Source organism: Nocardiopsis sp. NRRL B-16309, assembly GCF_001279585.1.
GTDB lineage: Bacteria > Actinomycetota > Actinomycetes > Streptosporangiales > Streptosporangiaceae > Nocardiopsis.
Map to the genome: position 1 here is coordinate 30,221 of NZ_LGEC01000027.1, position 20,646 is coordinate 50,866.

Annotated in this window: 15 protein-coding genes; 10 read left to right on the forward strand and 5 right to left on the reverse strand. The window is 72.9% G+C overall.

Annotated elements, in window-relative coordinates; translation table 11 throughout:
- The first annotated feature begins 467 nt into the window (after positions 1-467).
- The 5 genes from ADL05_RS04815 to ADL05_RS04835 all read left to right on the forward strand — a co-directional run bounded on the left by ADL05_RS04815 (position 468) and on the right by ADL05_RS04835 (position 8,584).
- Complete coding sequence (locus tag ADL05_RS04815) at positions 468-2,447, forward strand: translation factor GTPase family protein (protein WP_053615648.1); 1,980 nt, start codon at positions 468-470, stop codon at positions 2,445-2,447.
- A gap of 207 nt (positions 2,448-2,654) precedes the next feature.
- Entirely contained in the window at positions 2,655-5,168 is a 2,514-nt protein-coding gene (locus ADL05_RS04820; protein ID WP_156365718.1) for an endonuclease/exonuclease/phosphatase family protein, read from the forward strand.
- Positions 5,169-5,277: 109 nt separating this feature from the next.
- Positions 5,278-6,291, forward strand: a complete 1,014-nt coding sequence (gene galE / locus ADL05_RS04825; RefSeq protein WP_053615650.1) for a UDP-glucose 4-epimerase GalE — start codon at positions 5,278-5,280, stop codon at positions 6,289-6,291.
- A 97-nt stretch (positions 6,292-6,388) separates the two neighbouring features.
- Positions 6,389-7,969, forward strand: coding sequence for a glutamine-hydrolyzing GMP synthase (gene guaA, locus ADL05_RS04830; RefSeq protein ID WP_053615651.1), 1,581 nt, complete (start codon positions 6,389-6,391; stop codon positions 7,967-7,969).
- A gap of 186 nt (positions 7,970-8,155) precedes the next feature.
- Positions 8,156-8,584: a protein-tyrosine phosphatase family protein gene (locus ADL05_RS04835; protein WP_053615652.1), complete on the forward strand. Its 429-nt coding sequence runs from the start codon at positions 8,156-8,158 to the stop codon at positions 8,582-8,584.
- Between the two features lie 9 nt (positions 8,585-8,593).
- Here the strand turns inward: ADL05_RS04835 and ADL05_RS04840 are convergent, their stop codons facing one another.
- Entirely contained in the window at positions 8,594-10,519 is a 1,926-nt protein-coding gene (locus ADL05_RS04840; protein ID WP_053615653.1) for a serine/threonine-protein kinase, read from the reverse strand.
- A 214-nt stretch (positions 10,520-10,733) separates the two neighbouring features.
- On the opposite strand from ADL05_RS04840, the gene ADL05_RS04845 reads away from it, so the two are divergent.
- The 5 genes from ADL05_RS04845 (at position 10,734) to ADL05_RS04865 (ending at position 16,475) form a co-directional block, all read left to right on the forward strand.
- On the forward strand, positions 10,734-11,684 hold the full coding sequence (locus ADL05_RS04845; RefSeq protein ID WP_082376108.1) for a 4-(cytidine 5'-diphospho)-2-C-methyl-D-erythritol kinase: 951 nt from the start codon (positions 10,734-10,736) through the stop codon (positions 11,682-11,684).
- A 96-nt stretch (positions 11,685-11,780) separates the two neighbouring features.
- Positions 11,781-12,491: a thiamine pyrophosphate-dependent enzyme gene (locus ADL05_RS04850; RefSeq protein WP_053615655.1), complete on the forward strand. Its 711-nt coding sequence runs from the start codon at positions 11,781-11,783 to the stop codon at positions 12,489-12,491.
- Between the two features lie 38 nt (positions 12,492-12,529).
- Entirely contained in the window at positions 12,530-13,429 is a 900-nt protein-coding gene (locus ADL05_RS04855; protein ID WP_053615767.1) for a transketolase family protein, read from the forward strand.
- A gap of 174 nt (positions 13,430-13,603) precedes the next feature.
- Complete coding sequence (locus ADL05_RS04860) at positions 13,604-14,581, forward strand: SRPBCC family protein (RefSeq protein ID WP_053615656.1); 978 nt, start codon at positions 13,604-13,606, stop codon at positions 14,579-14,581.
- A 118-nt stretch (positions 14,582-14,699) separates the two neighbouring features.
- Positions 14,700-16,475: an ABC-F family ATP-binding cassette domain-containing protein gene (locus ADL05_RS04865; protein ID WP_053615657.1), complete on the forward strand. Its 1,776-nt coding sequence runs from the start codon at positions 14,700-14,702 to the stop codon at positions 16,473-16,475.
- Between the two features lie 233 nt (positions 16,476-16,708).
- On the opposite strand, the gene ADL05_RS04870 is transcribed toward ADL05_RS04865, so the two are convergent.
- From ADL05_RS04870 to ADL05_RS04885, 4 genes are all read right to left on the reverse strand, one after another.
- A complete protein-coding gene (locus tag ADL05_RS04870) occupies positions 16,709-17,710 on the reverse strand; it encodes a GDSL-type esterase/lipase family protein (RefSeq protein WP_053615658.1) in 1,002 nt (333 codons plus the stop codon).
- Between the two features lie 81 nt (positions 17,711-17,791).
- On the reverse strand, positions 17,792-18,301 hold the full coding sequence (locus tag ADL05_RS04875; RefSeq protein ID WP_053615659.1) for a MarR family winged helix-turn-helix transcriptional regulator: 510 nt from the start codon (positions 18,299-18,301) through the stop codon (positions 17,792-17,794).
- An 80-nt stretch (positions 18,302-18,381) separates the two neighbouring features.
- Positions 18,382-19,038, reverse strand: a complete 657-nt coding sequence (locus ADL05_RS04880; protein ID WP_231640599.1) for a TetR/AcrR family transcriptional regulator — start codon at positions 19,036-19,038, stop codon at positions 18,382-18,384.
- A 14-nt stretch (positions 19,039-19,052) separates the two neighbouring features.
- On the reverse strand, positions 19,053-20,012 hold the full coding sequence (locus tag ADL05_RS04885) for a fatty acid desaturase (protein WP_053615660.1): 960 nt from the start codon (positions 20,010-20,012) through the stop codon (positions 19,053-19,055).
- Positions 20,013-20,646: the final 634 nt, after the last annotated feature.

Consider the following 20,646-nt stretch of genomic DNA (forward strand, 5'->3'; position numbering starts at 1 on the left):
TGGGGCCGAAGGTGCGCACACGCGCCTCCGGCCCCGGGGGTGAGGGGCAGGCCGTCCCGCCCACGGGTCCGCAGGGAGTGTGGGGGTGCGTGCCCGATGAACGAGGGCGTGCGTCGGAAGGCGCGAAGACCCCGTCCTCCGGGCGCCCCGCGTGCGAGGGTGCGAGGGCGCTGGGAAGCACGGCGAGGGCGCTGACGGGTTCTGGAGTGGCTGAAGGTGCGGTCGTGAGGAACGGGGGCGTGCGTCGGAAGGCGCGAAGACACCGTCCTCCGGGTGATCCCGCCCGCGAACCACCCCGGGGACTCGGCGTCAAACCGGTTGCGCGGGCGCTGTGGCGCGCGCCACGATCGTCACGACGCCCGGCGGACCCGCCGCGGCGTCCGACCACAGCGAGGAGACAGGCATGCGGCGTTCCCACGGAGTTTTCGAGCCCACCCGGACACGAATTCCCGAGGGATCCACGACGCATGGCCTCCACACTGAACATCGGCGTCCTCGCCCACGTCGACGCGGGTAAGACCAGCCTCACCGAGCGCCTGCTCTTCGAGGCCGGAGCCATCGACCGGCTCGGCGGCGTCGACACCGGCGACACCACGACGGACACCGGCAGCATCGAACGCGCGCGCGGCATCACCATCCGCTCCGCCGTGGCCGGGTTCCGGGTCGGACCGACCCGGGTCAACCTGATCGACACGCCGGGCCACACCGACTTCGTCGCCGAGGTCGAGCGCGCCCTGGGCGTGCTCGACGGCGCGGTCCTGGTGGTCTCCGCCGTCGAGGGGGTCCAGGCCCACACCCGGGTGCTCATGCGCGTGCTCCGCGAGTCGGGCCTGCCCGTACTGCTCTTCGTCAACAAGACCGACCGCGCCGGCGCCCGGCCGGAGCGGGTGTTCGACGAGATCCGGCGCCGGCTCACCCGCCGCGCCCTGGCCATGGACGCCGTGCTGGACGCGGGCACACCGCACGCGCGCACCGAGCCAGGGGACTGGCGGGACCCCGCGTTCGCCGGCCGTGCCGCCGAGGTGCTCGCCGAACACGACGACGCACTGCTGGCCGCCCTGGTCGAGGACCGCCCGCTCCCGGGACCGGACCCGCTCCGGGCCGCGCTGCGGCACCAGGTCGGACGCGCACTCGTGTACCCGGTCCTGTGCGGCTCGGCGGTCACCGGTGCGGGGGTCGGCGCGCTGTCACGGGCGCTGACCGCCCTGCTGCCGGTGACCACGGCGGTGCCCGGCGAGCACGGCACCGACGGGCTCCGGGGCACGGTGTTCGCGATCGAACGCGCCCCCACCGGGGAGAAGACCGGATACCTGCGGCTGCGCTCCGGGTGCCTGGAGCCCCGCGCGCACGTCGAGTTCGAGCGCGCCGGCGCGGGCGACGACGGGCCGCACGGGGGCCGGATCACCGGCCTGGAGGTCGTCGGAGCGGAGGGCGAGCGGCCCCGGGCGCTGGTCGCCGGTGAGATCGGCCGCATCCGCGGGTTGCCCGGCCTGCGGGTCGGGGACCGGCTGGGCCCGCCGACCGCGGCCGTACGGTTCGCGCGCCCCGCGCTGGAGGCGGTCGTGCGTCCGGAGGAGGGCGGCGACGCGAGCCGCCTGCACGCCGCCCTGGCGGCGCTCGCCGACCAGGACCCCCTCATCCACCTGCGCACGGTGCCGGGCGAGGGCCTGTCGGTCCTGCTCTACGGAGAGGTCCAGAAGGAGGTCATCGCCGCCACGCTGGCCGAGGAGTTCGGCGTGCGGGTCGTGTTCGAGCGCAGCCGGACCACGCACACCGAGCGCCCGGCGGGAACCGGGTCGGCGGTCGAGGAGGTTTCCGCGCGGCGTCCCGTCGGCACGTGGGCCACGGTCGGACTGCGGGTCGATCCGGTCGAGGAGGGCACCGGGGTCGTGTTCCGCCGCGAGGTGGAGTTCGGCGCGCTGATCGGGGCGTTCGACCGGGCCATCGAGGACACCGTCCGCGAGACCCTGCGCCAGGGCCTGTACGGGTGGCCCGTGACCGACTGCGCGGTGACGCTCATCCGCAGCGGGTTCGTGGCCCCGACCACGCCCGCCGACTTCCGCGAGCTGACCCCGCTCGTGCTGATGCGGGCCCTGGACCGGGCGGGCACACGCGTGTTCGAGCCGGTGCACGGCTTCGAGCTGGAGGTCCCGGCGGACGTGCTGGGCGCCGTGACGGCCCGGCTGAACGGGCTCGGGGCGCGCGTGCGCGACACCGTGGAGACGCCCGAGGGGTGGACGCTGACGGGGGAGGTGGCGGCGAGGTCGGTGGACGCCTTCCGGACCGAGCTGCCCGGCCTGTCCCGCGGCGAGGGCGTGTGGTGGACGTATCCGCGAGGGGAGCGCCCGGTCACCGGGCCCGTGCCCCGCCGGGCCCGCACCGACGGCAACCCGTTGGACTACGACGAGTACCTGGTGCACCGCGCCAACGCCGGGCGGCGCGGCTGAGGCCGTCCGGGGCGCTCCGCCTCGGGCGCCCGGGAGGCGTGGACCTCCCGGGCGCCCGTGTCCCTACTGGATGATCCTCCAAGGACGATTCCGCCTGATCATGGTTGGAATCCACCAAAATGCCCGCCGGTCGTCTCCATTTCACACGCTCTCTTTCGGTCGGACATCCAAACGGGCCATGATGTGCCAGCCCCCTCACCCTCCGCCATGAGGTGCCGACCCAGCCCCTCACCCCCACAGCCCCACCCCTGGATCCCCACCCCCGACCAGACCGGAGAAGGCGTGTCCTCCAGCAGAACCCCCTCCAGACGTGTGCTCGCGTCCGCCACGGCGGTGACGGCCCTGTCCCTGACCGCCGCGCTCTCCGCGGCCCTGCCCGCCGCGGCCGAGGCGACCGGCCCCGTCATCGGCGAGGTCTACGGCGGCGGCGGCAACAGCGGCGCCGACCTGCGCAACGACTTCGTCGAACTCGGCAACCCCACCGACAGCGCCCTCGGCCTCGACGGCTGGAGCGTGCAGTACCTGCCCGCGCGGCCCGGTGACTCCACGCGGGCCCAGGTCACCCCGCTCGGCGGCGTCATCGAGCCGGGCGCGTCCTACCTGGTGCGCCAGGGCGCCGGGGCCGGAGGCACCGTCGACCTGCCCGCTCCCGACGCCACCGGGGGCACCGCCATGGCCGCCGGCTCGGGCGTGGTCCTCCTGGTGGAGGGCACCGAGCCGGTCTCCTGCCGGACCGCCGCCGAGTGCGCCGAGGAGGAGGGCGTCGCCGACCTCGTCGGCTACGGCTCGGCCGTGATCTTCGAGGGCTCGCCCGCGCCGGGCCTGAACAACACCACCTCGGCCGCCCGCGACGCCGACCTCACGGACACCGGCGACAACGCCGCCGACTTCACCGCCGGCGCCCCCACCCCCACCAACACGGCTGGGGAGACCGTCGGCGACGGCGGCGGCACCGACCCCGAGGACCCCGTCGAGCCCGGTGAGCTGCGGATCCACGACGTGCAGGGCACCACCCGCACCTCGCCCCTGGAGGGTGAGACGGTCAGCGGCCTGCCCGGCGTCGTGACCGCCGTGAACGCCTTCGGCAGCGCGCGCGGCTTCTGGTTCCAGGACACCGAGGGCGACGGCGACCCGCGCACGAGCGAGGCGCTCTTCGTCTTCACCGGCTCCACCACGCCCGACGCGGCCGTCGGCGACGAGATCCTGGCCGCGGGCCGCGTCAGCGAGTACCGGCCCGCCTCCGGGAGCCAGAGCATCACGCAGCTGGACCGGGCCCGCTGGACCGTGGTCTCCGAGGGCAACGACGTCCCCGCGTCCGTCGACCTGGGCGGGGACACCATCCCCGACACCTACGCCCCCGACCACGGCGGCGACACCACCGGCCTGGAGCTGGAACCGGACACCTACGCCCTGGACTTCTGGGAGGCCCACGAGCACATGGTCGTGCGCGTGGAGGACGCCCCCGTGATCGACGCGACCGACCCCTACGACGCCCTGTGGGTGACCGCCAAGCCCGACGAGAACCGCACGGCCAACGGCGGCACGCACTACGGCTCCTACGACGAGCCCAACACCGGCCGGGTCAAGATCGAGTCCCTGCTCGACCTGGAACAGCACCCCTTCCCCCGGGCCGACGTCGGCGACACCCTGACCGGGGTCACCGAGGGCCCGGTCTACTACAGCCGGTTCGGCGGCTACCTCGTGCGCGCCACGACCATGGGCGAACTGGCCGCCGGCGACCTGGAGCGCGTCCCCGCCCGCGACGCGGAGCGGTACGAGGTCTCCGTGGCCACCTACAACGTCGAGAACCTCGACGGCGAGGACGACCAGGCCAAGTTCGACGACCTCGCCGAGGGCGTCGTCGACTACCTGGGCGCGCCCGACATCGTCGGCCTGGAGGAGATCCAGGACAGCAACGGCCCCGTCAACGACGGCACCGTGGACCCCGACGTCACCCTGGACCGCCTCGTGGCCGCGATCGAGGCCCAGGGCGGCCCCGCCTACGAGTGGCGGCAGATCAGCCCGCGGGACGGCCAGGACGGCGGCCAGCCCGGCGGCAACATCCGCAACGTGTTCCTCTTCAACCCCGCTCACGTGCGGTTCGTCGACGTCGAGGGCGGCGACGCCACCACCCCGGTGGAGGTCACCGAGGGCCCCCGGGGCGCCGAGCTGAGCGTGTCACCCGGCCGCATCTCCCCGCAGGACGAGGCCTGGGACAACAGCCGCAAGCCGCTCGTCGGCCACTTCCGGGCCAAGGGCCGCGACCTGTACGTGGTGACCAACCACTTCAACTCCAAGGGCGGCGACCCGTCGCTGCACGGCGTCGAGCAGCCGCCGGTCCGCACGAGCGAGGTGCAGCGCAACGCCCAGGCGGCGCTCGTCCGCCAGTTCGCCGAGGACCTGCTCGCGGTCGACCCGGACGCGAACCTCATCGTCATGGGCGACCTGAACGACTTCCCGTTCTCGCCCACCCTGGACATCCTCACCGCCGACGGCCTGCTGGCCAACCCGATGGACGCGCTGCCGGAGGAGGAGCGCTACAACTACGTGTTCGACGGCAACTCCCAGGCGCTCGACCACATCCTGGTCAACGGCGCCCTCGCCGACCGGATGGACTACGACGTCGTGCGCGTCAACTCCGAGTTCCACGACCAGGTCAGCGACCACGACCCGCAGGTGCTGTGGTTCGACACCCGCCGCGGCCCGCCCCACCGCCCCTGACGCCGTGAGGTAGGAGCGGGCCCCCTCGGGGCTCCGGACGATGTGTCCGGAGCATCTATCCTGAGGGGGCCCGCGCCATGGCGGGCCCCTCACACCCAGGAAGCCAGGCATGAACGTACTGCTCACCGGTGGTGCCGGATACATCGGCTCCCACACCGCCGTGGAACTCCTCGACGCCGGACACGAGGTGGTCGTGGTCGACTCCCTCGTCAACAGTCACGAGGAGTCCCTGCGCCGGGTCGAGCGGATCACCGGGCGCTCGGTGGCCTTCCATCAGGGGGACTGCACTGATCCCGACACCCTGCGCCGGATCTTCGGCGAGCACGGGATCGACTCCGTCATCCATCTGGCCGGGCTCAAGGCGGTCGGAGAGTCCACCGAGCAGCCGCTGCGCTACTACCGCAACAACCTGGACGCCCTGCTCGCGCTCGCCGAGGCCATGGACGCGCACGGCGTGCGGAATCTGGTGTTCAGCTCCTCCGCCACGGTGTACGGGGACCCCGAGACGGTGCCGATCCCCGAGAGCGCGGCCCTGACCTCCACCAACCCCTACGGCTCCACCAAGCTGTTCGCCGAGCGGATCCTGGCGGATCTGGCCGCGGCGGACCCGCGCTGGCGGATTGTCGCGCTGCGGTACTTCAATCCCATCGGCGCCCACCCCAGCGGGCTGATCGGGGAGGACCCCCAGGGCACGCCCAACAACCTGTTCCCCTACATCGCGCAGGTCGCCGCGGGCCGCCGCGAGCGCCTCCGGGTGTTCGGCGACGACTACGACACCCCGGACGGTACCGGCGTGCGCGACTACCTGCACGTGGTGGACCTGGCACGCGGGCACCTGGCGGCGGTGGAGCACCTGGCCGACGCCACGGGTTGCCGGGCGTACAACCTGGGCACCGGTGAGGGCACCTCGGTGCTGGAGAGCGTGCGCGCGTTCGAGCGGGCCACGGGAGCGCCCATCCCGTACGAGGTGGTCGAGCGCCGTGCCGGGGACATCGCCGTGTGCTACGCCGACCCCTCCGCCGCCGCGCGCGACCTCGACTGGAAGGCCGTGCGGGGCGTGGACGAGGCCTGCGCGGACGCCTGGCGCTGGCAGTCGGCCAACCCGGAGGGCTTCGCGAGCTGAGGGACTGCGCACACCCCGTGCCGCTCGGGGCGGGTGCCCGCGGATGACGCCCTAGACTGGGCGGACATCCCTGTTCTCCTGCGGAAGGTCCTCCGTCGTGTCCGTTGGTGCTGAGAGCACGTTCGACACCGTTCTCGTCGTCGACTTCGGCGCGCAGTACGCGCAGCTGATCGCGCGTCGCGTCCGCGAATGCCACGTGCACAGCGAGATCGTGCCCTCGACCATGCCCGTCGAGGAGATGCTCGCCAAGAACCCCAAGGCCATCATCCTCTCGGGCGGCCCGTCCTCGGTCTACGCCGAGGGCGCGCCCCACGTGGGCGCCGAGCTCTTCCAGACCGGGGTGCCCACCTTCGGTATCTGCTACGGCTTCCAGGCGATGACCCGGGCGCTGGGCGGCACCGTGGAGCGGACCGACCTCAGCGAGTTCGGCCGCACGGAGCTGACCGCCACGAACGACTCCGTCCTCTTCTCCGGCCTGCCCGACGAGCTGCTGGTGTGGATGTCGCACGGCGACTCCGTCGTCGCGGCGCCCGAGGGCTTCGCCACGGTCGCCAGCACCGCGGGCGCCCCCGTCGCCGCGTTCGAGGACACCGACCGGCGGCTGTTCGGCGTGCAGTTCCACCCCGAGGTGATGCACACCGAGCACGGCCAGGACGTGCTGCGCACCTTCCTCTACGAGGGTGCGGGCTGCCGTCCCACGTGGACGATGGTGAACATCGTCGAGGAGCAGCTGGAGCGCATCCGTGAGCAGATCGGCGACAAGCGCGTCATCTGCGCGCTGAGCGGCGGCGTCGACTCCGCCGTGGCCGGAGCCCTGGTGCAGCGCGCCGTCGGCGACCAGCTGACCTGCGTGTTCGTCGACCACGGCCTGCTGCGCAAGGGCGAGGCCGAGCAGGTCGAGAAGGACTACGTGGCCATCACCGGCGCGACCCTGAAGGTCGTCGACGCCGAGGACCGCTTCCTCGAAGCCCTCTCCGGGGTGACCGACCCCGAGGAGAAGCGCAAGATCATCGGCCGCGAGTTCATTCGGGTGTTCGAGCAGGCCGCCCGCGAGGTCGTCGTCGAGAGCGGCGAGCACGGCGCCGAGGTCGAGTTCCTGGTCCAGGGCACGCTCTACCCGGACGTCGTCGAGTCCGGCGGCGGCACCGGCACCGCGAACATCAAGTCGCACCACAACGTGGGCGGACTGCCGGAGGACCTCCAGTTCACCCTGGTGGAGCCGCTGCGCGAGCTGTTCAAGGACGAGGTCCGCAAGGTCGGCGAGGAGCTCGGGCTGCCGCCGGAGATGGTGTGGCGCCAGCCGTTCCCGGGCCCGGGCCTGGGCATCCGCATCATCGGCGAGGTCACCCGCGACCGCCTGGAGATCCTGCGCGAGGCCGACGCCATCGCCCGCGAGGAGCTGTCCCGCGCCGGGCTGGACCGCGACATCTGGCAGTGCCCGGTGGTGCTGCTCGCCGACGTGCGCTCGGTGGGCGTGCAGGGCGACGGTCGCACCTACGGCCACCCGGTGGTCCTGCGGCCGGTCAGCAGCGAGGACGCCATGACGGCCGACTGGTCGCGCGTGCCCTACGACGTGCTGGCCAAGATCTCCAACCGGATCACCAACGAGGTCCGCGAGATCAACCGCGTCACCCTCGACGTCACCAGCAAGCCCCCGGGCACCATCGAGTGGGAGTAGGCGGCCGCCTACTCCCCTGACGCCCGACCACGGGCCCGGCGCGCCCCGCGTGCGCCGGGCCCGTCGTGTCGCACGGTCGCCGAGGGCCGTGGGGGCCGTGGGGGCCGTGGGGCCGAGGAGGCCGTGGGGCCGGTGCGCGCGACTTTTCCCATGGCGGCATCACCGCGCACGCTCTAGTCTCGGACCATGACATCGACCTGGGAGCCCGGAGCGCCGGGTGTGCTGGGCCTTCCGTCGGGGCGGCTCGTCCGCGGGCGCGGTCTGGCCCGCCCGCTGCCGGAGGGCCCGAGACCCGACTTCGCCCTCTACCTGCTCGGCCGGACACCGCCCGCCGTCGCGTGGGAGGCCAAGTGGGTCCAGTGGCCGGACTTCGGCCTGCCGAGGGACCGCGCGGCGACCGGCGATGCCCTGCGCGAGGCGTGGACCCGGTCCGCGGGCGAACGGGTGGAGGTGGCCTGCGCGGGCGGGCAGGGCCGGACCGGGACGGCGTTGGCGTGCCTGGCGGTCCTGGACGGCGTGCCCGCGGCCGAGGCGGTCGCCTACGTCCGGAAGCACTACCTGCCGCGTGCCGTGGAGACGCCCGGCCAGCGCCGGTTCGTCGCCCGCTTCGCCTGAGGTTCCCGCTCAGCGCACGAGGTGGCCGATCGAGATGTCGGTGCGCTCGGCGCCGTCCCCGTGGGTCAGGGACAGCACCTCGGGGCGGCCGTCGCCCTCGCGGAGGATGAACACCAGCTCGCCCCCGGCCGTGGTGCCCGGCGCCACGCCCGGCCCCTCCCACAGCGGCTGCTGCCGCTCTTCGTTCGAGGGGTTCTCCGCCTCGGCGGTGTTCTGGCTGGTGGTCGTGAGGATCTGGTCCCCGGCGTCGAACCGCAGCAGGTCGCCGTGGGTGTTGGTCAGGCTCAGCTCGATCACGCAGTACTCGGCGTCGGACTGCAGGCCCGAACGGATGTTGTGCTTGGTCAGTCCGCACGTGACATCGCTGACGTCGTACTGCACGGCGCCGTCGGGGGAGGTGACCGGCATGTCGCTGGGCGGCCCGGTCGGCTCCTCCTCGTCGTCCGGCACGTCCCCTGGCGCGGCCGCGCCCGGTTCCTGGGCGTCCGGCTCCTCCTCCTGGCCCTGCGAGGAGTCGCCGTCGGACCAGGGGAGGAAGGACCCGTTGCTGGTCAGGAAGGTCACCAGCAGCACCAGGGCGAGGAGGGCTGCCAGCCCGGCGAGCACGGTGCCGAGCACCAGGCCCTTGCGCCGCGAGGGCGCGGCGGGCCGGTGCGGGGGCGGGGGGACGGGCGGCACGTAGGGCTGCGGCCGGGAGACCTGCTGCTCGGCGGGTGGCGGCACCATCGGGATGGGGCCGGTGGAGGCCGGGTGCTGGGCCGGCGGCTGGCCGACGGGATGGGCCTGCCCCTGGGGCGCGTGCTGGGGCGGCGGCCCTGCCGGATGGCCGGCGGCCGCGCGTCCGGGCGGTGGTCCCTGGGGCCGGGGGTAGTTGCCGGTCTGGTGGGCGGGCGGGGGCATGGGCGGCGCGGCCTGGTAGGGGCCCGGCCCGGGGTGGCGCATGCCCGTCATGGTCTGGTGCGCGGCCTGCCCGTGCCCGGGGCGGGGCATCCCGGGCGGCATCGGGGGCAGGTTCGGCCGCCACGACTGGTGCAGGGCGTGCGAGACCATGTCGTTGGGGTTGGTGGGGTCCTCGCCGCCGGCGAGTTCCAGGAGCAGGTCCTGCGCGGTGGGCCGACGGCCCGGCTCCTTGGCCAGGGCACGCGTCACCAGGCGGTCGAGCGGGCTGTCCAGCGAGCCGATCTGCGGCTCGGCGAACAGGACGCGCTTGCCCAGCGTCATGGCGTCGCCGTTGCCGAAGGGGTGGGTGCCGTTGCCGGCGAACGCCACCAGGCACCCCCAGGCGAAGATGTCCGCCGAGGTGGTGACCTGTTCCTCCAGGAGCTGTTCCGGGGCCATCCAGCCGGGGCTGCCCATGACGATGCCGGTCTGGGTGTGGTTGGTGGCGGTGTTCATCGCGCGGGCGATGCCGAAGTCGATCACCCGGGGGCCCGACAGCGACAGCAGCACGTTGGCGGGCTTGAGGTCGCGGTGGACCAGCCCGGTGCGGTGGATGGCGGCCAGGGCGGCGGCCACGCCCAGCGCGAACCCGTGCAGGGTCGAGGAGTCCAGCGGCCCGTTCTCGGCGATGTGCTCGGCCAGCGCGGTGCCCGCGATGTACTCGGTGACCATGTAGGGGCGGTTCTCGAACGTCCCGTGGTCGAGGACCTTCGCGGTGCAGAAGGAGGCGACCTTGCGGGCGTTCTCCATCTCGTCGTGGAACCGCGCGCGGGTGGCCTCGTCGAAGGCCAGCTCCGGGCGGATGACCTTGATCGCTACCTGGGGCGCGTCACCCCGCGCCCGCGGTGTCGAACTGTTCCTGTCCGCGGCGCTGCCCAGGTAGACGGTACCCATGCCGCCACTACCCAGCTTCCCGGACAGCACGTAGGGACCGATGGTGGCCGGATCTCCGGCGGCCAGCGGTTCCAGGTTCTTCGGGAGCCCATCCGACGGCAAGCGACCCTCCCCGACGGTGTCCAAACTCCGCCTCGCCCCAAGGTAGCGGTGTTTGTGCCCTGATTCCCACTCGCGGGCCGGATCAGGCCGTGAGTGGTGCGGGCGGTAACTGACATGACAGAAGTGACGGTCCCCAGCGTGCGTCGAACACACCGCTGACCCGCGGGGGGTGTGTGTTCACGCAAGGTGGGGGTTCCTTTACGATTGGGGACTCGTGACCGTTAATACCACCGTAACCGTGCGGGTCCCCGCGAAGGTGAACCTCCAGTTGGCGGTGGGGCCCGGACGCGAGGACGGGTTCCACGACCTCGTCAACGTGTTCCATGCCGTCTCACTGTTCGATGAGGTTACCGTTACGGCGGCGCCTTCGCGTCCCGAGACCGCCCTCACGGAACTGACCGTGGGCGGTGGGCTGGGCTCCCACCTGTCGCGCGTGCCCCTGGACGGGACGAACCTGACCGCCCGCGCCGCGGCCCTGCTGGCCGAGCGGACGGGTCTGGGCCACCCGGTCACCATCCACATGGACAAGCACATCCCCGTGGCGGGCGGGATGGCCGGCGGCAGCGCCGACGCCGCCGCCGCGCTGGTGGCCTGCGACCGCCTGTGGGGCTGTGACCTGCCCCGGAGCACCCTGCTCGACTACGCGGCCGAGTTGGGCAGCGACGTGCCCTTCGCCCTGGTGGGGGCCACCGCGGTCGGTCGCGGGCGCGGCGAGATCCTCGAACCGATGACCGGATCCGGTCGTTTCCACTGGGTGTTCGCCCTCTCGCCGCACGGCCTGTCCACGGCCAAGGTGTTCGCCGAGTACGACCGCCTGCGCCCGGACGCCCCCGAACCGCGCGCCGACGCCGCCCTGGCGGCCGCGCTGGCCGCCGCCGACCCGGTGGCGCTGGGCCGGGCGCTGAGCAACGACCTGCAGGGCGCCGCGCTGTCCCTGCTCCCGGAGCTGGAGCGCACGCTCCGGACCGGGCGGGAGGCCGGAGCGCTGGGAGCCCTGGTCTCCGGGTCCGGGCCGACCTGCGCGTTCCTGGTCGGCGGCGGCGCGGAGGAGCGCTCGGTGATCGACGGGCGCGAGCGCGCCGTGGTGGCGGCCCTGGAGGCGAGCGGGCTGTGCGAGCGGGTCGTGACGGCCTACGGGGACGTGCCGGGCGCCACCGTCCTGTGACCGCACTGGTGTGACGCAGATCACCCAGGCCGGCGGGTGCCCCGGCGGGTCCGCGCGGGTTGACCTCAATCGTGCTTGAGGTTGAACACTGGGTCCATGCCGACCGCAGCCACGTTCTCCCGCTACGCCGACCTTCCCACCCTCATCGGCCTGATGGAGGGTGACGAGAAGCACAGCGCCGCCGCGCACACCACGCTCGACGTCCTGTGGGTCCTCTACGACCGCGTCCTCACCGTCACCCCCGAGACCGCCGACGATCCCGCGCGCGACCGCTTCCTGCTCTCCAAGGGCCACGGCCCCGCCGCCTTCTACGCCGTCCTGGCGGCCAAGGGCTTCCTGGACGTGCCGACCCTGCGCACCTGGGCGGCCTTCGACTCCCCGCTGGGCCACCATCCCGACCGCGTACTCGTGCCCGGAGCGGAGATCGGCAGCGGCTCCCTCGGCCACGGGCTGCCCCTGGCCCTGGGCACGGCGCTCGGACTGCGCGCCCAGGACGTGCGCCGACCCGACGGGGCCGCGCCACGCGTCGTCGTGCTCGTCGGCGACGGCGAACTCGACGAGGGCAGCAACCACGAGGCCATCGCCGCCGCCGGCCGCTTCGGCACGGACAACCTCACCGCCGTGGTGGTGGACAACCGCTCGGCCAGGTACGGCTGGCCCGGCGGCATCGCGTCGCGCTTCGCCCTGGAGGGCTGGGAGACGCGCGAGGCGGACGGACGCGACCAGGACGCCCTCCACGGCGCCCTCACCCGCCCGCACCCCCGCAGGCCGCTCGCCGTCGTCGCGCGGGTGCGTGTCGGGACATGAGCGAGAACACGGACACGGACATGAACAGGAACACGAACATGCGCCAGGCCTTCGCCGACGCCGTCAGCGCCGCCCTGGACGACGACCCGCGTACCGCCCTCGTCCTCGCCGTCATCTCCGGCGACATGTTCCGGCGGGCCGCCGCCCGCCACCCGGGCCGCGTCATCGACGTCGGGATCCGGGAGCAGGCGATGATCGGGGTGGCCGGAGGGCTCGCCCTGACCGGCATGCGCCCCATCGTGCACAGCTACGCGCCCTTCCTGGTCGAGCGGCCCTTCGAGCAGGTCAAGCTGGACTTCGGCCACCAGGGCACCGGTGCGGTCCTGGTCGGCATCGGCGGCTCCTACGACGCCTCCACGGCGGGCCGCACCCACCAGGCGCCCGGGGACGTCGCACTCCTGGACACCCTGCCCGGGTGGAACGTGCACGTGCCCGGCCACCACGACGAGGTGCGCGACGTCCTCAGGGACGCGATCTCCGGCGACGACCGCGTGTACGTGCGGCTCTCGGCCACGGGCAACCGCGCGCCGAGGCCCGTCTCGCCCCGCCTGACGGTGCTGCGCGAGGGCTCGGCCCGCTCGGCGGGCGTGGTCGTGGCGGTCGGCCCGATGCTCGACCGGGTCCTGGCGGCCACGTCCGACCTGGACGTCACGGTCGCCTACGCCTCCACCGTGCGGCCCTTCGACCGCGAGGGGCTGAGCGCGCTCGCGGGGCGGGCCGGGAACGCCGACGTCCTGGTGGTGGAGCCCTACCTGCGGGGCACCTCCGCACACGAGGTCGCCGAGGCCCTGTCCGACCGGCGCCACCGCCAGCTCGGGCTGGGCGTGGACCGGGGCGAGGAGCTGCGGGCCTACGGCACGCCCGCCGACCACGACCGGGAGCACGGCCTGGACGCGGAGGGCATCGCCAAGGCGGCCCGGGACTTCTTCCTGGTGTGACTCCCGGGCCGCGTCGGCGCGGACCCGCGGGCCCTGGGCCGGTTCCGGTCCGATTCCCGGTCCGCCCCCACGCGCCCGCTGGCGTGGTGCGGTTCCGGGCGCGTCCCGTCGTGGGTACGGTCACGACCAGGTGCCGATCGCACCGAGCGGGCCGACCGAGAAGTGGAGTGCACGATGGCACAGCCGACGGCGACACTGCGGGTGGTGGCGGGCGACGCGGTCCTGCTCCTGGAACGGCGCTTCGCGGCCGACCCGGAACGGGTCTGGCGCGCGGTGTCCGACCCCGCGGAGCTCGCGCGCTGGTTCCCCGCGGCCATCGACGGAGATCTGCGCGTGGGCGGGCACCTGCGCTTCACCTTCTCCGAGGACCCGGCCGACGCCGGGGACGGCGGCGAGGGGCAGGTCACCGAGTTCGAGCCCCCGCGCGTGTTCGGGTTCCTGTGGAACCGCGACGCCCTGCGCTTCGAGGTGGCACCCGACGGCACCGAGGCCGGCGGAACGCGGTTCACGCTCACGCACGTCGCCGGAGGGGGCGCGCTCGGCCGCGTGGCGGCGGCGGGCACCGCCCACGGCTGGGACACGTGCCTGGCCGCCCTGGAGGACCTTCTGGAGGGGCGCGAGCCCGAGGCCGCCCCCGAGGCGGCGTCCGACCGTCTGGCGGCCGTGGAGCGCTATGTGGCCGAGTTCGGCCTCGACGAGGGCACGGCGGTGACGACCCCCGACGGCTACGTCGTCTCGTTCACCCGCGACCTGCTGTGGACGCCGCTCGACGACGCCTGGGCCGCCCTGACCGGAGGCGGGGAAGTCGAGGCCGCTACCGCGCCCCCGGTGGGCGCCGTCAACGACGACGTGGGCGCCGGCCCCGTCACCGAGGCCGACCCCCCGCGCGTGCTGGAGTACACCTGGACGCACGAGGGCGCCGCGGCGGGCACGGTCCGCTGGGAGCTGATCCACGATCCGGAGCTGGGCAACCGCGTCGAACTCACCCAGACCGTGCCCGAGCACCTGGGGTCGGTCCTGCCGACGGCGCTCGCCGCCTGGCACACCCACCTGGAGCGGTACTTCGCCGCGGTCAACGGCGACGTGCGCGGCCCGTGGCCGCGCGAGAGGGCCGAGGAGCTGCGCGGCCGCTACGCCGCGCGCCTGGGCTGAGGCGCCGCACCCGCGGACCCGGGCGGAACGCGGAGGGTACGGGGCCGAACGCGCGCCCGTCCGTCGCGCGGCACCGCGCGGTCCGGGCACCGCGCCGGGGGGACCACAATGGACAGTGATGAATCTGGTCAATCTTCAGGACGTGTCCCTGGCCTACGGGCCCCTCGTACTCCTCGACAAGGTCTCGCTCGGCGTGGACGAGGGCGACCGCATCGGCGTCGTCGGCCGCAACGGGGGCGGCAAGTCGACGCTGATCTCCGTGCTGTCGGCGCTCACCGAGCCCGACTCGGGCCGGGTCGTGCACAACCGCGGGCTGCGCGTCGGCTTCCTCCACCAGCGCGACACCTTCCCCGACACCACCGTGGGCGAGTTCGTCCTGGGCGACCGGGCCGAGCACGAGTGGGCGGGCGACGCGCGCATCCGCGACCTCCTGCGCGGCCTGCTCAGCGGCTGGGACCTGGACACCTCGATGGCGGACCTGTCCGGCGGCGAGCGCCGCCGCACCGGTCTGGCGCGGCTCCTGGTGGACGACCACGACCTCATCGTCCTGGACGAGCCCACCAACCACCTCGACATCGAGGGCATCGCCTGGCTCGCCCAGCACCTGAACGCCCGTCCCGAGGCGCTCGTGGTCGTCACCCACGACCGGTGGTTCCTGGACGCGGTCACCACGCGCACCTGGGAGGTCGGGCGCGGCGCCGTCGAGCGCTACGAGGGCGGGTACGCCGCCTACGTGCTGGCCAAGGCCGAGCGCGACCGCCAGGCCGCCGCGGCCGAGGAGCGCCGCCAGAACCTCATGCGCAAGGAGCTGGCCTGGCTGCGCCGGGGCGCCCCCGCGCGCACCTCCAAGCCCAAGTTCCGGATCGAGGCGGCCAACCAGCTCATCGAGGACGAGCCGCCGGTCCGCGACTCCGTCGAGCTGGTCCGCTTCGCCAGCTCCCGCCTGGGCAAGACGGTCGTCGACCTCAAGGACGTGACCGTCGCCGTCCCCGACCGGGTCCTGCTCGACCACCTCACGTGGCAGCTCGGCCCCGGCGACCGGGTCGGACTGGTGGGCGTCAACGGCGCGGGCAAGTCCACGCTGCTCAAGATCCTCGCCGAGGAGCGCGAGCCCGACAGCGGGTTCGTCCGCACGGGCCGCACGGTCAAGCTGGCGCACCTGTCGCAGAACGTGGCCGAGCTCGACCCCGCCGCCCGGCCGCTCCAGACGGTCATGGAGGTGCGCGAGCACATCACCATCGGCAAGCGCGACTACACCGCCAGCCAGATGCTGGAGCGGTTCGGCTTCCGCGGCGAGCGCCAGTGGACCCCGGTCGGCGAGCTCTCCGGCGGCGAGCGCCGCCGCCTGCAGCTGCTGCGGCTGCTCATGGACGAGCCCAACGTCCTGCTCCTGGACGAGCCCACCAACGACCTCGACATCGAGACCCTCACCGAGCTGGAGGACCTGCTCGACGGCTGGCCCGGCTCGCTCGTCCTGGTCAGCCACGACCGCTACTTCCTGGAGCGGGTCACCGACCGCGTCCTGGCGCTGATGGGCGACGGCGGGCTGGCCTTCCTGCCCGGCGGCGTCGACGAGTACCTGGAGCGCCGTGCGCTCAGGGCGGGCGAGGCCACGGTGCCGCTGGGCGCCTCAGAGACGGCCGCGGAGCCCGAGTCCAGGGCCCCGGCCGTGTCCGCGGCCGACCGCCGCGCCGCCCAGAAGGAGATGCAGCGCGTCGAGCGCCGCATGGACCGGGTGTCCAAGCGCGAGACCGAGCTGCACGAGCTGATGGCCGCCGCGGCCGACGACTACACCCGCCTGGCCGAGCTGGACGCCGAGGCCAAGGCGCTGGCCGCCGAGCGCGAGCAGCTGGAGGAGACCTGGCTGGAGCACGCCGAGCAGGTGGACGACTAGGTCGTGTTCTTTGCGGCATTCCGGGCTCGCGGCCGCCAGGCCGCCTCTCGCCGCGCCTCTGCGCTCGTGAAGCACCACCAGGCTGAACTTCGCACATCGTCTTGCGAGAGATGGCCTGACGACCGCTCGCTCACCCGAAAGCCTTCAGAAAGACACTCCCTGGGTCCCCGGCGACCGGCCGTGCCGGGGCCTGGCCCGCGCGCTCGCACGGGCCGCCCCGGGCCGCACGTCGGCTACTGGACGAGGTCCTCGAACGTGGCGGCGATCTCCTGGGCGCCCGCCTGGTTGGTGTGGATGTCCGGACCGCGGTCGGTGTCGCACATCCACGTCAGGTCGCAGATGGCCTGCACGTTGGCCGGCATGCCGGTGGCGCTGTCCGCGGGCACCTCGAAGTCCGTGGACTCGAAGGTCGCCTCGACGTCGGCGACCTCGATGTCCTGGGCGGCGTAGGACGACCGCAGGGACTCGTTCATCTCCTCCAGGACACCGGTGGCGTACTCCACGAGGTCGGGCTCGCCGGCCTCGGCGCCGTCGGCGCCGTCGGCCCCGTCCTCGCCGGTCCCGTCCGCGTCCTCGGGGCCGTCACCCGGCTCGGCGTCCTCCGACTCCTCCTCGTCGGCCCCGCCGCCCTCCAGCAGCAGCGCGGCCAGGAACGGGTTGTAGTAGGTCATCGCGATGATCTGCGTGTCCGGTCCGGCGGCCGCGCGCAGGCGGCTCGCGATGACCGGGACCTCCGTGTCGATGCGCTCCAGGCCGTCCTCGACGCACGCGGTGTCCAGGGAGGGCCCGTCCGCGCTCTCCAGGTCGCTCACGCAGCCGGTGAAGTTGTTCCCGCCGATGGTGAGGGTGACGAGGTCGACCCGGCCCGCGTTCTCGGTCAGGAAGGCCTCCGCGGCCTCCAGTTGGGAGGCGCCGTCGTACTGCTCGTCGCAGTGCGCGAGCCCGCCCTCGACGAAGCTCGTGGTGTCCTCGCCGCCGCAGCCCATCCGCTCGTGGTCGAGCGTGGAGTCGGAGTCGTACATGTTCCGGTACAGGACGTCGGTGTACCCGTCGGAGGTCGTCTCCGGCCGCCCGTCCGCGTCGGGCTGGACGCCGACGGTCAACGAGTCGCCGAGGGAGAGGTAGTAGCTCGACTCCGTCCCGACCCGCTCGTCGGCCGGGTCCCCGCCGTCGGCCCCGCAGCCCGTCATGGCGACGGCCGCCGCGGCCAGCGCCGCGATCCACCGGATTCTCACTGTGATCTCCAACCAAGCCTGGAATGTGGTTCGCGCCCAGACAGACGGGTCCCGGTGAGAGAGACGGATACCGCCGAGTAACTAGTCTTGTGGATCTCCCGGACCCCTGTCGAGTGGCGCGAGAAGGCATCTCAGTAACGATGCCAGCTGCTCGCGGTCGTCGTCCGGCATCGGCGCCAGCAGCGACTCCTCGTACCGCACGAGCGAGGCCAGGGCGGCGTCGATCCGCTCGGCCCCCTGGTCGGTGAGCCTGACCAGCACGCCGCGCTTGTCGGCCGGGTCGGGGCGGCGCCGGACCAGGCCGGCGGCGGCCAGGCGGTCCACCCGGTTGGTCATCGTCCCGGAGGTCACCAGGGTGGCCCGGAGCAGGCGCCCGGGGCTGAGCTCGTACGGGGGGCCGGAGCGGCGCAGCTCGGCCAGGACATCGAACTCCCACGTCTCCAGCGAGTGCTCGGTGAACACCGTGCGGCGGGCGCGGTCCAGGTGGCGCGCGAGCCGGGACACCCGGCTGAACACCTCCAGCGGTGACACGTCCACGTCCGGGCGTTGGGAGCGCCACGCCTCGATCAGCCCATCCACCTCATCGCGCATGGGCCCAGCATATCTCTTGACATCAAGATAGCGGGGGCGGTACCAGGAGTACCGCCCCCGCCGTCACCGCTTCCGGCGACTCAGTCCGTTCCGCGCCCCTTGGTCTGGAGCTTCGGCCGCGCCTCCAGGCTCGACAGTCCGTTCCAGGCCAGGTTGACCAGGTGCGCGGCGACCACCTCGCGCTTGGGCCGGCGCACCTCCAGCCACCACTGTCCCGTCAGGGCCCACATACCCACCAGGGCCTGGGCGTACATGGGGGCCAGCGCCGGGTCGTAGCCGCGGTCGGCGAACTCGTCGACCATGATGTACTCGACCTGGCTGGCGATGTCGTTGAGCAGGCTGGCGAAGCTTCCCGTGGCGGAGGCCACGTGCGAGTCGCGGGTCAGGACCCGGAACCCGACGGTGTTCTCCTCCACGTACCGGAGCAGCGCCAGCGCCGCCTTCTCGATCTTGGTGCGCGCGTTGTCGGCGGTGAGGGCCTCGCCCATCATGTCCAGGAGCGTGCGCATCTCCCGGTCCACGACGACGGCGTAGATGCCCTCCTTGCCACCGAAGTGCTCATAGACCACGGGCTTGGACACACCCGCCCGTGCTGCGATCTCCTCCACGGAGGTCGCGTCGAACCCGCGTTCGGCGAACAGCTCCCGGCCGATCTCGACAAGCTGTTGCCGACGCTCCTTGCCCGTCATGCGCTTGCGGCGCACACGAGTCGTCTGATCGCTGTCGGCTGCTCCCATGATGGCTTCAGATCCTAGACGCTGACCCGCTTGGCGGCGAGCCGTTCCTTGTTGGGCCAGCGGACCTTCGTGGCCCAGCCGAACTTCTCGAACGCCCAGATGACCCGGGCGGAGATGTCGATCTGACCCTTGAGCACACCGTGGCGGGCGCAGGTCGGGTCGGCGTGGTGCAGGTTGTGCCAGGACTCGCCGAAGGACGGGATGGCCAGCCACCACACGTTGCGGGAGCGGTCGCGGACCTCGAAGTTCTCCTCGCCGATGGTGTGGCAGATGGAGTTGATCGACCAGGTGACGTGGTGCAGCAGCGCGACGCGGACCAGGCTCGCCCAGAAGAACGCGGTGACCGCGCCCCACCAGGACATGGTGACCAGGCCGCCGATGAGCGCGGGGGCGCCCAGCGAGAAGATCACGATCGGCAGGAAGAGCTTGTCGACGAGGACGACGTCCTTGTCCTTGAGCAGGTCCGGGGTGAACCGGCGCGGCGAGGTCTTCTTCTCGTCCAGGTACATCCACGCCATGTGGGCGTAGTAGAGGCCCTTGGCGACCGACTTCCAGTCGTCGCCGAAGCGCCACGGCGAGTGCGGGTCGCCCTCGGCGTCGGCGTACTTGTGGTGGCGGCGGTGGTCGGCCACCCACTTGATGACACTGCCCTCGATGGCCATGCTGCCGGCGATCGCCAGCGCGATGCGCAGCGGGCGGTTGGCCTTGAACGAGCCGTGGGTGAAGTGCCGGTGGAAGCCGACCGTGATGCCCAGGCCGCTGATCAGGTAGAAGACCGTGCCGATGACGATGTCCGTCATGGACAGGCCCCAGCCCCAGAAGAAGGGGGTCGCCGCGAGCAGGGCGATGAGCGGGATGAACACGAACGCGAAGACGGTGTAGCGCTCGGCCCGGCCCCTCAGTTCCGGCTCGTACTCGGGGATGACCTCGCGCTTCCGGGGGGTCGCGGTCGGTACCTCAGGAGCTGCGGTCATGGTCTCCAACACCTCGCGTCACTCGAACGTCGTCTCGGTCAGGACGGCGACCGAGGGTGTGTGCACCCACCGCGACAGCCCAACCTATTCCTACGTAACCGTAACCTACGTTGCCGTAGGTTTGGCAACCCCCCTCGCGGAGGCGCTATGTTGGTGGCGGCCGACAGGGCGCACGACCGGCGCCCCGCCGTCCCGGATGATGTAATCGGCAGCATGTGGGGTTTTGGTCCCCATCGTCCAGGTTCGAGCCCTGGTCCGGGAGCTCGGGCGCCTTGAGAACGGGAACCTTCGCGCCTTGCGGTGCACGCCCTCGTTCCTCGGGAGTGCACCTCCAGGCCCTCCAGAACCCCGTCGGCGCCCTCGCCGTGTTTTCTGGGGGCCTCCGCTCGTTCCTCGCTTTGGCCCCGTGCTCGGGGCGCTGGAGGCCAGATGTTCTTCGTCGTCGACTTGCCTTGCTCGTTCCTCGGCGGCCCCGTCTCCTCCTGCAGAACACTGGCGCGCCCCTCGCGACACCCCCTGTGGCCCCGCAGGCTGAACGGCCACGTCTCACCCCCTGGGGTCCCGGAACGCTGAACTGCCCACCTCTGACCCCCGAGGGCTGAGGGCGGGCTGAACGGCGACCTCCAACCCCCTG

Coding starts and splice junctions, on each gene's coding strand:
- ADL05_RS04855 (WP_053615767.1), top strand. CDS start 12,530: ATGCGCCAGGCCTTCGCCGACGCCGTCAGCGCCGCCCTGGACGACGAC.
- ADL05_RS04885 (WP_053615660.1), bottom strand. CDS start 20,012: ATGACCGCAGCTCCTGAGGTACCGACCGCGACCCCCCGGAAGCGCGAG.
- ADL05_RS04815 (WP_053615648.1), top strand. CDS start 468: ATGGCCTCCACACTGAACATCGGCGTCCTCGCCCACGTCGACGCGGGT.
- ADL05_RS04850 (WP_053615655.1), top strand. CDS start 11,781: ATGCCGACCGCAGCCACGTTCTCCCGCTACGCCGACCTTCCCACCCTC.
- ADL05_RS04880 (WP_231640599.1), bottom strand. CDS start 19,038: ATGGGAGCAGCCGACAGCGATCAGACGACTCGTGTGCGCCGCAAGCGC.
- galE (WP_053615650.1), top strand. CDS start 5,278: ATGAACGTACTGCTCACCGGTGGTGCCGGATACATCGGCTCCCACACC.
- ADL05_RS04860 (WP_053615656.1), top strand. CDS start 13,604: ATGGCACAGCCGACGGCGACACTGCGGGTGGTGGCGGGCGACGCGGTC.
- ADL05_RS04820 (WP_156365718.1), top strand. CDS start 2,655: ATGAGGTGCCGACCCAGCCCCTCACCCCCACAGCCCCACCCCTGGATC.
- ADL05_RS04875 (WP_053615659.1), bottom strand. CDS start 18,301: ATGCGCGATGAGGTGGATGGGCTGATCGAGGCGTGGCGCTCCCAACGC.
- ADL05_RS04835 (WP_053615652.1), top strand. CDS start 8,156: ATGACATCGACCTGGGAGCCCGGAGCGCCGGGTGTGCTGGGCCTTCCG.
- ADL05_RS04865 (WP_053615657.1), top strand. CDS start 14,700: ATGAATCTGGTCAATCTTCAGGACGTGTCCCTGGCCTACGGGCCCCTC.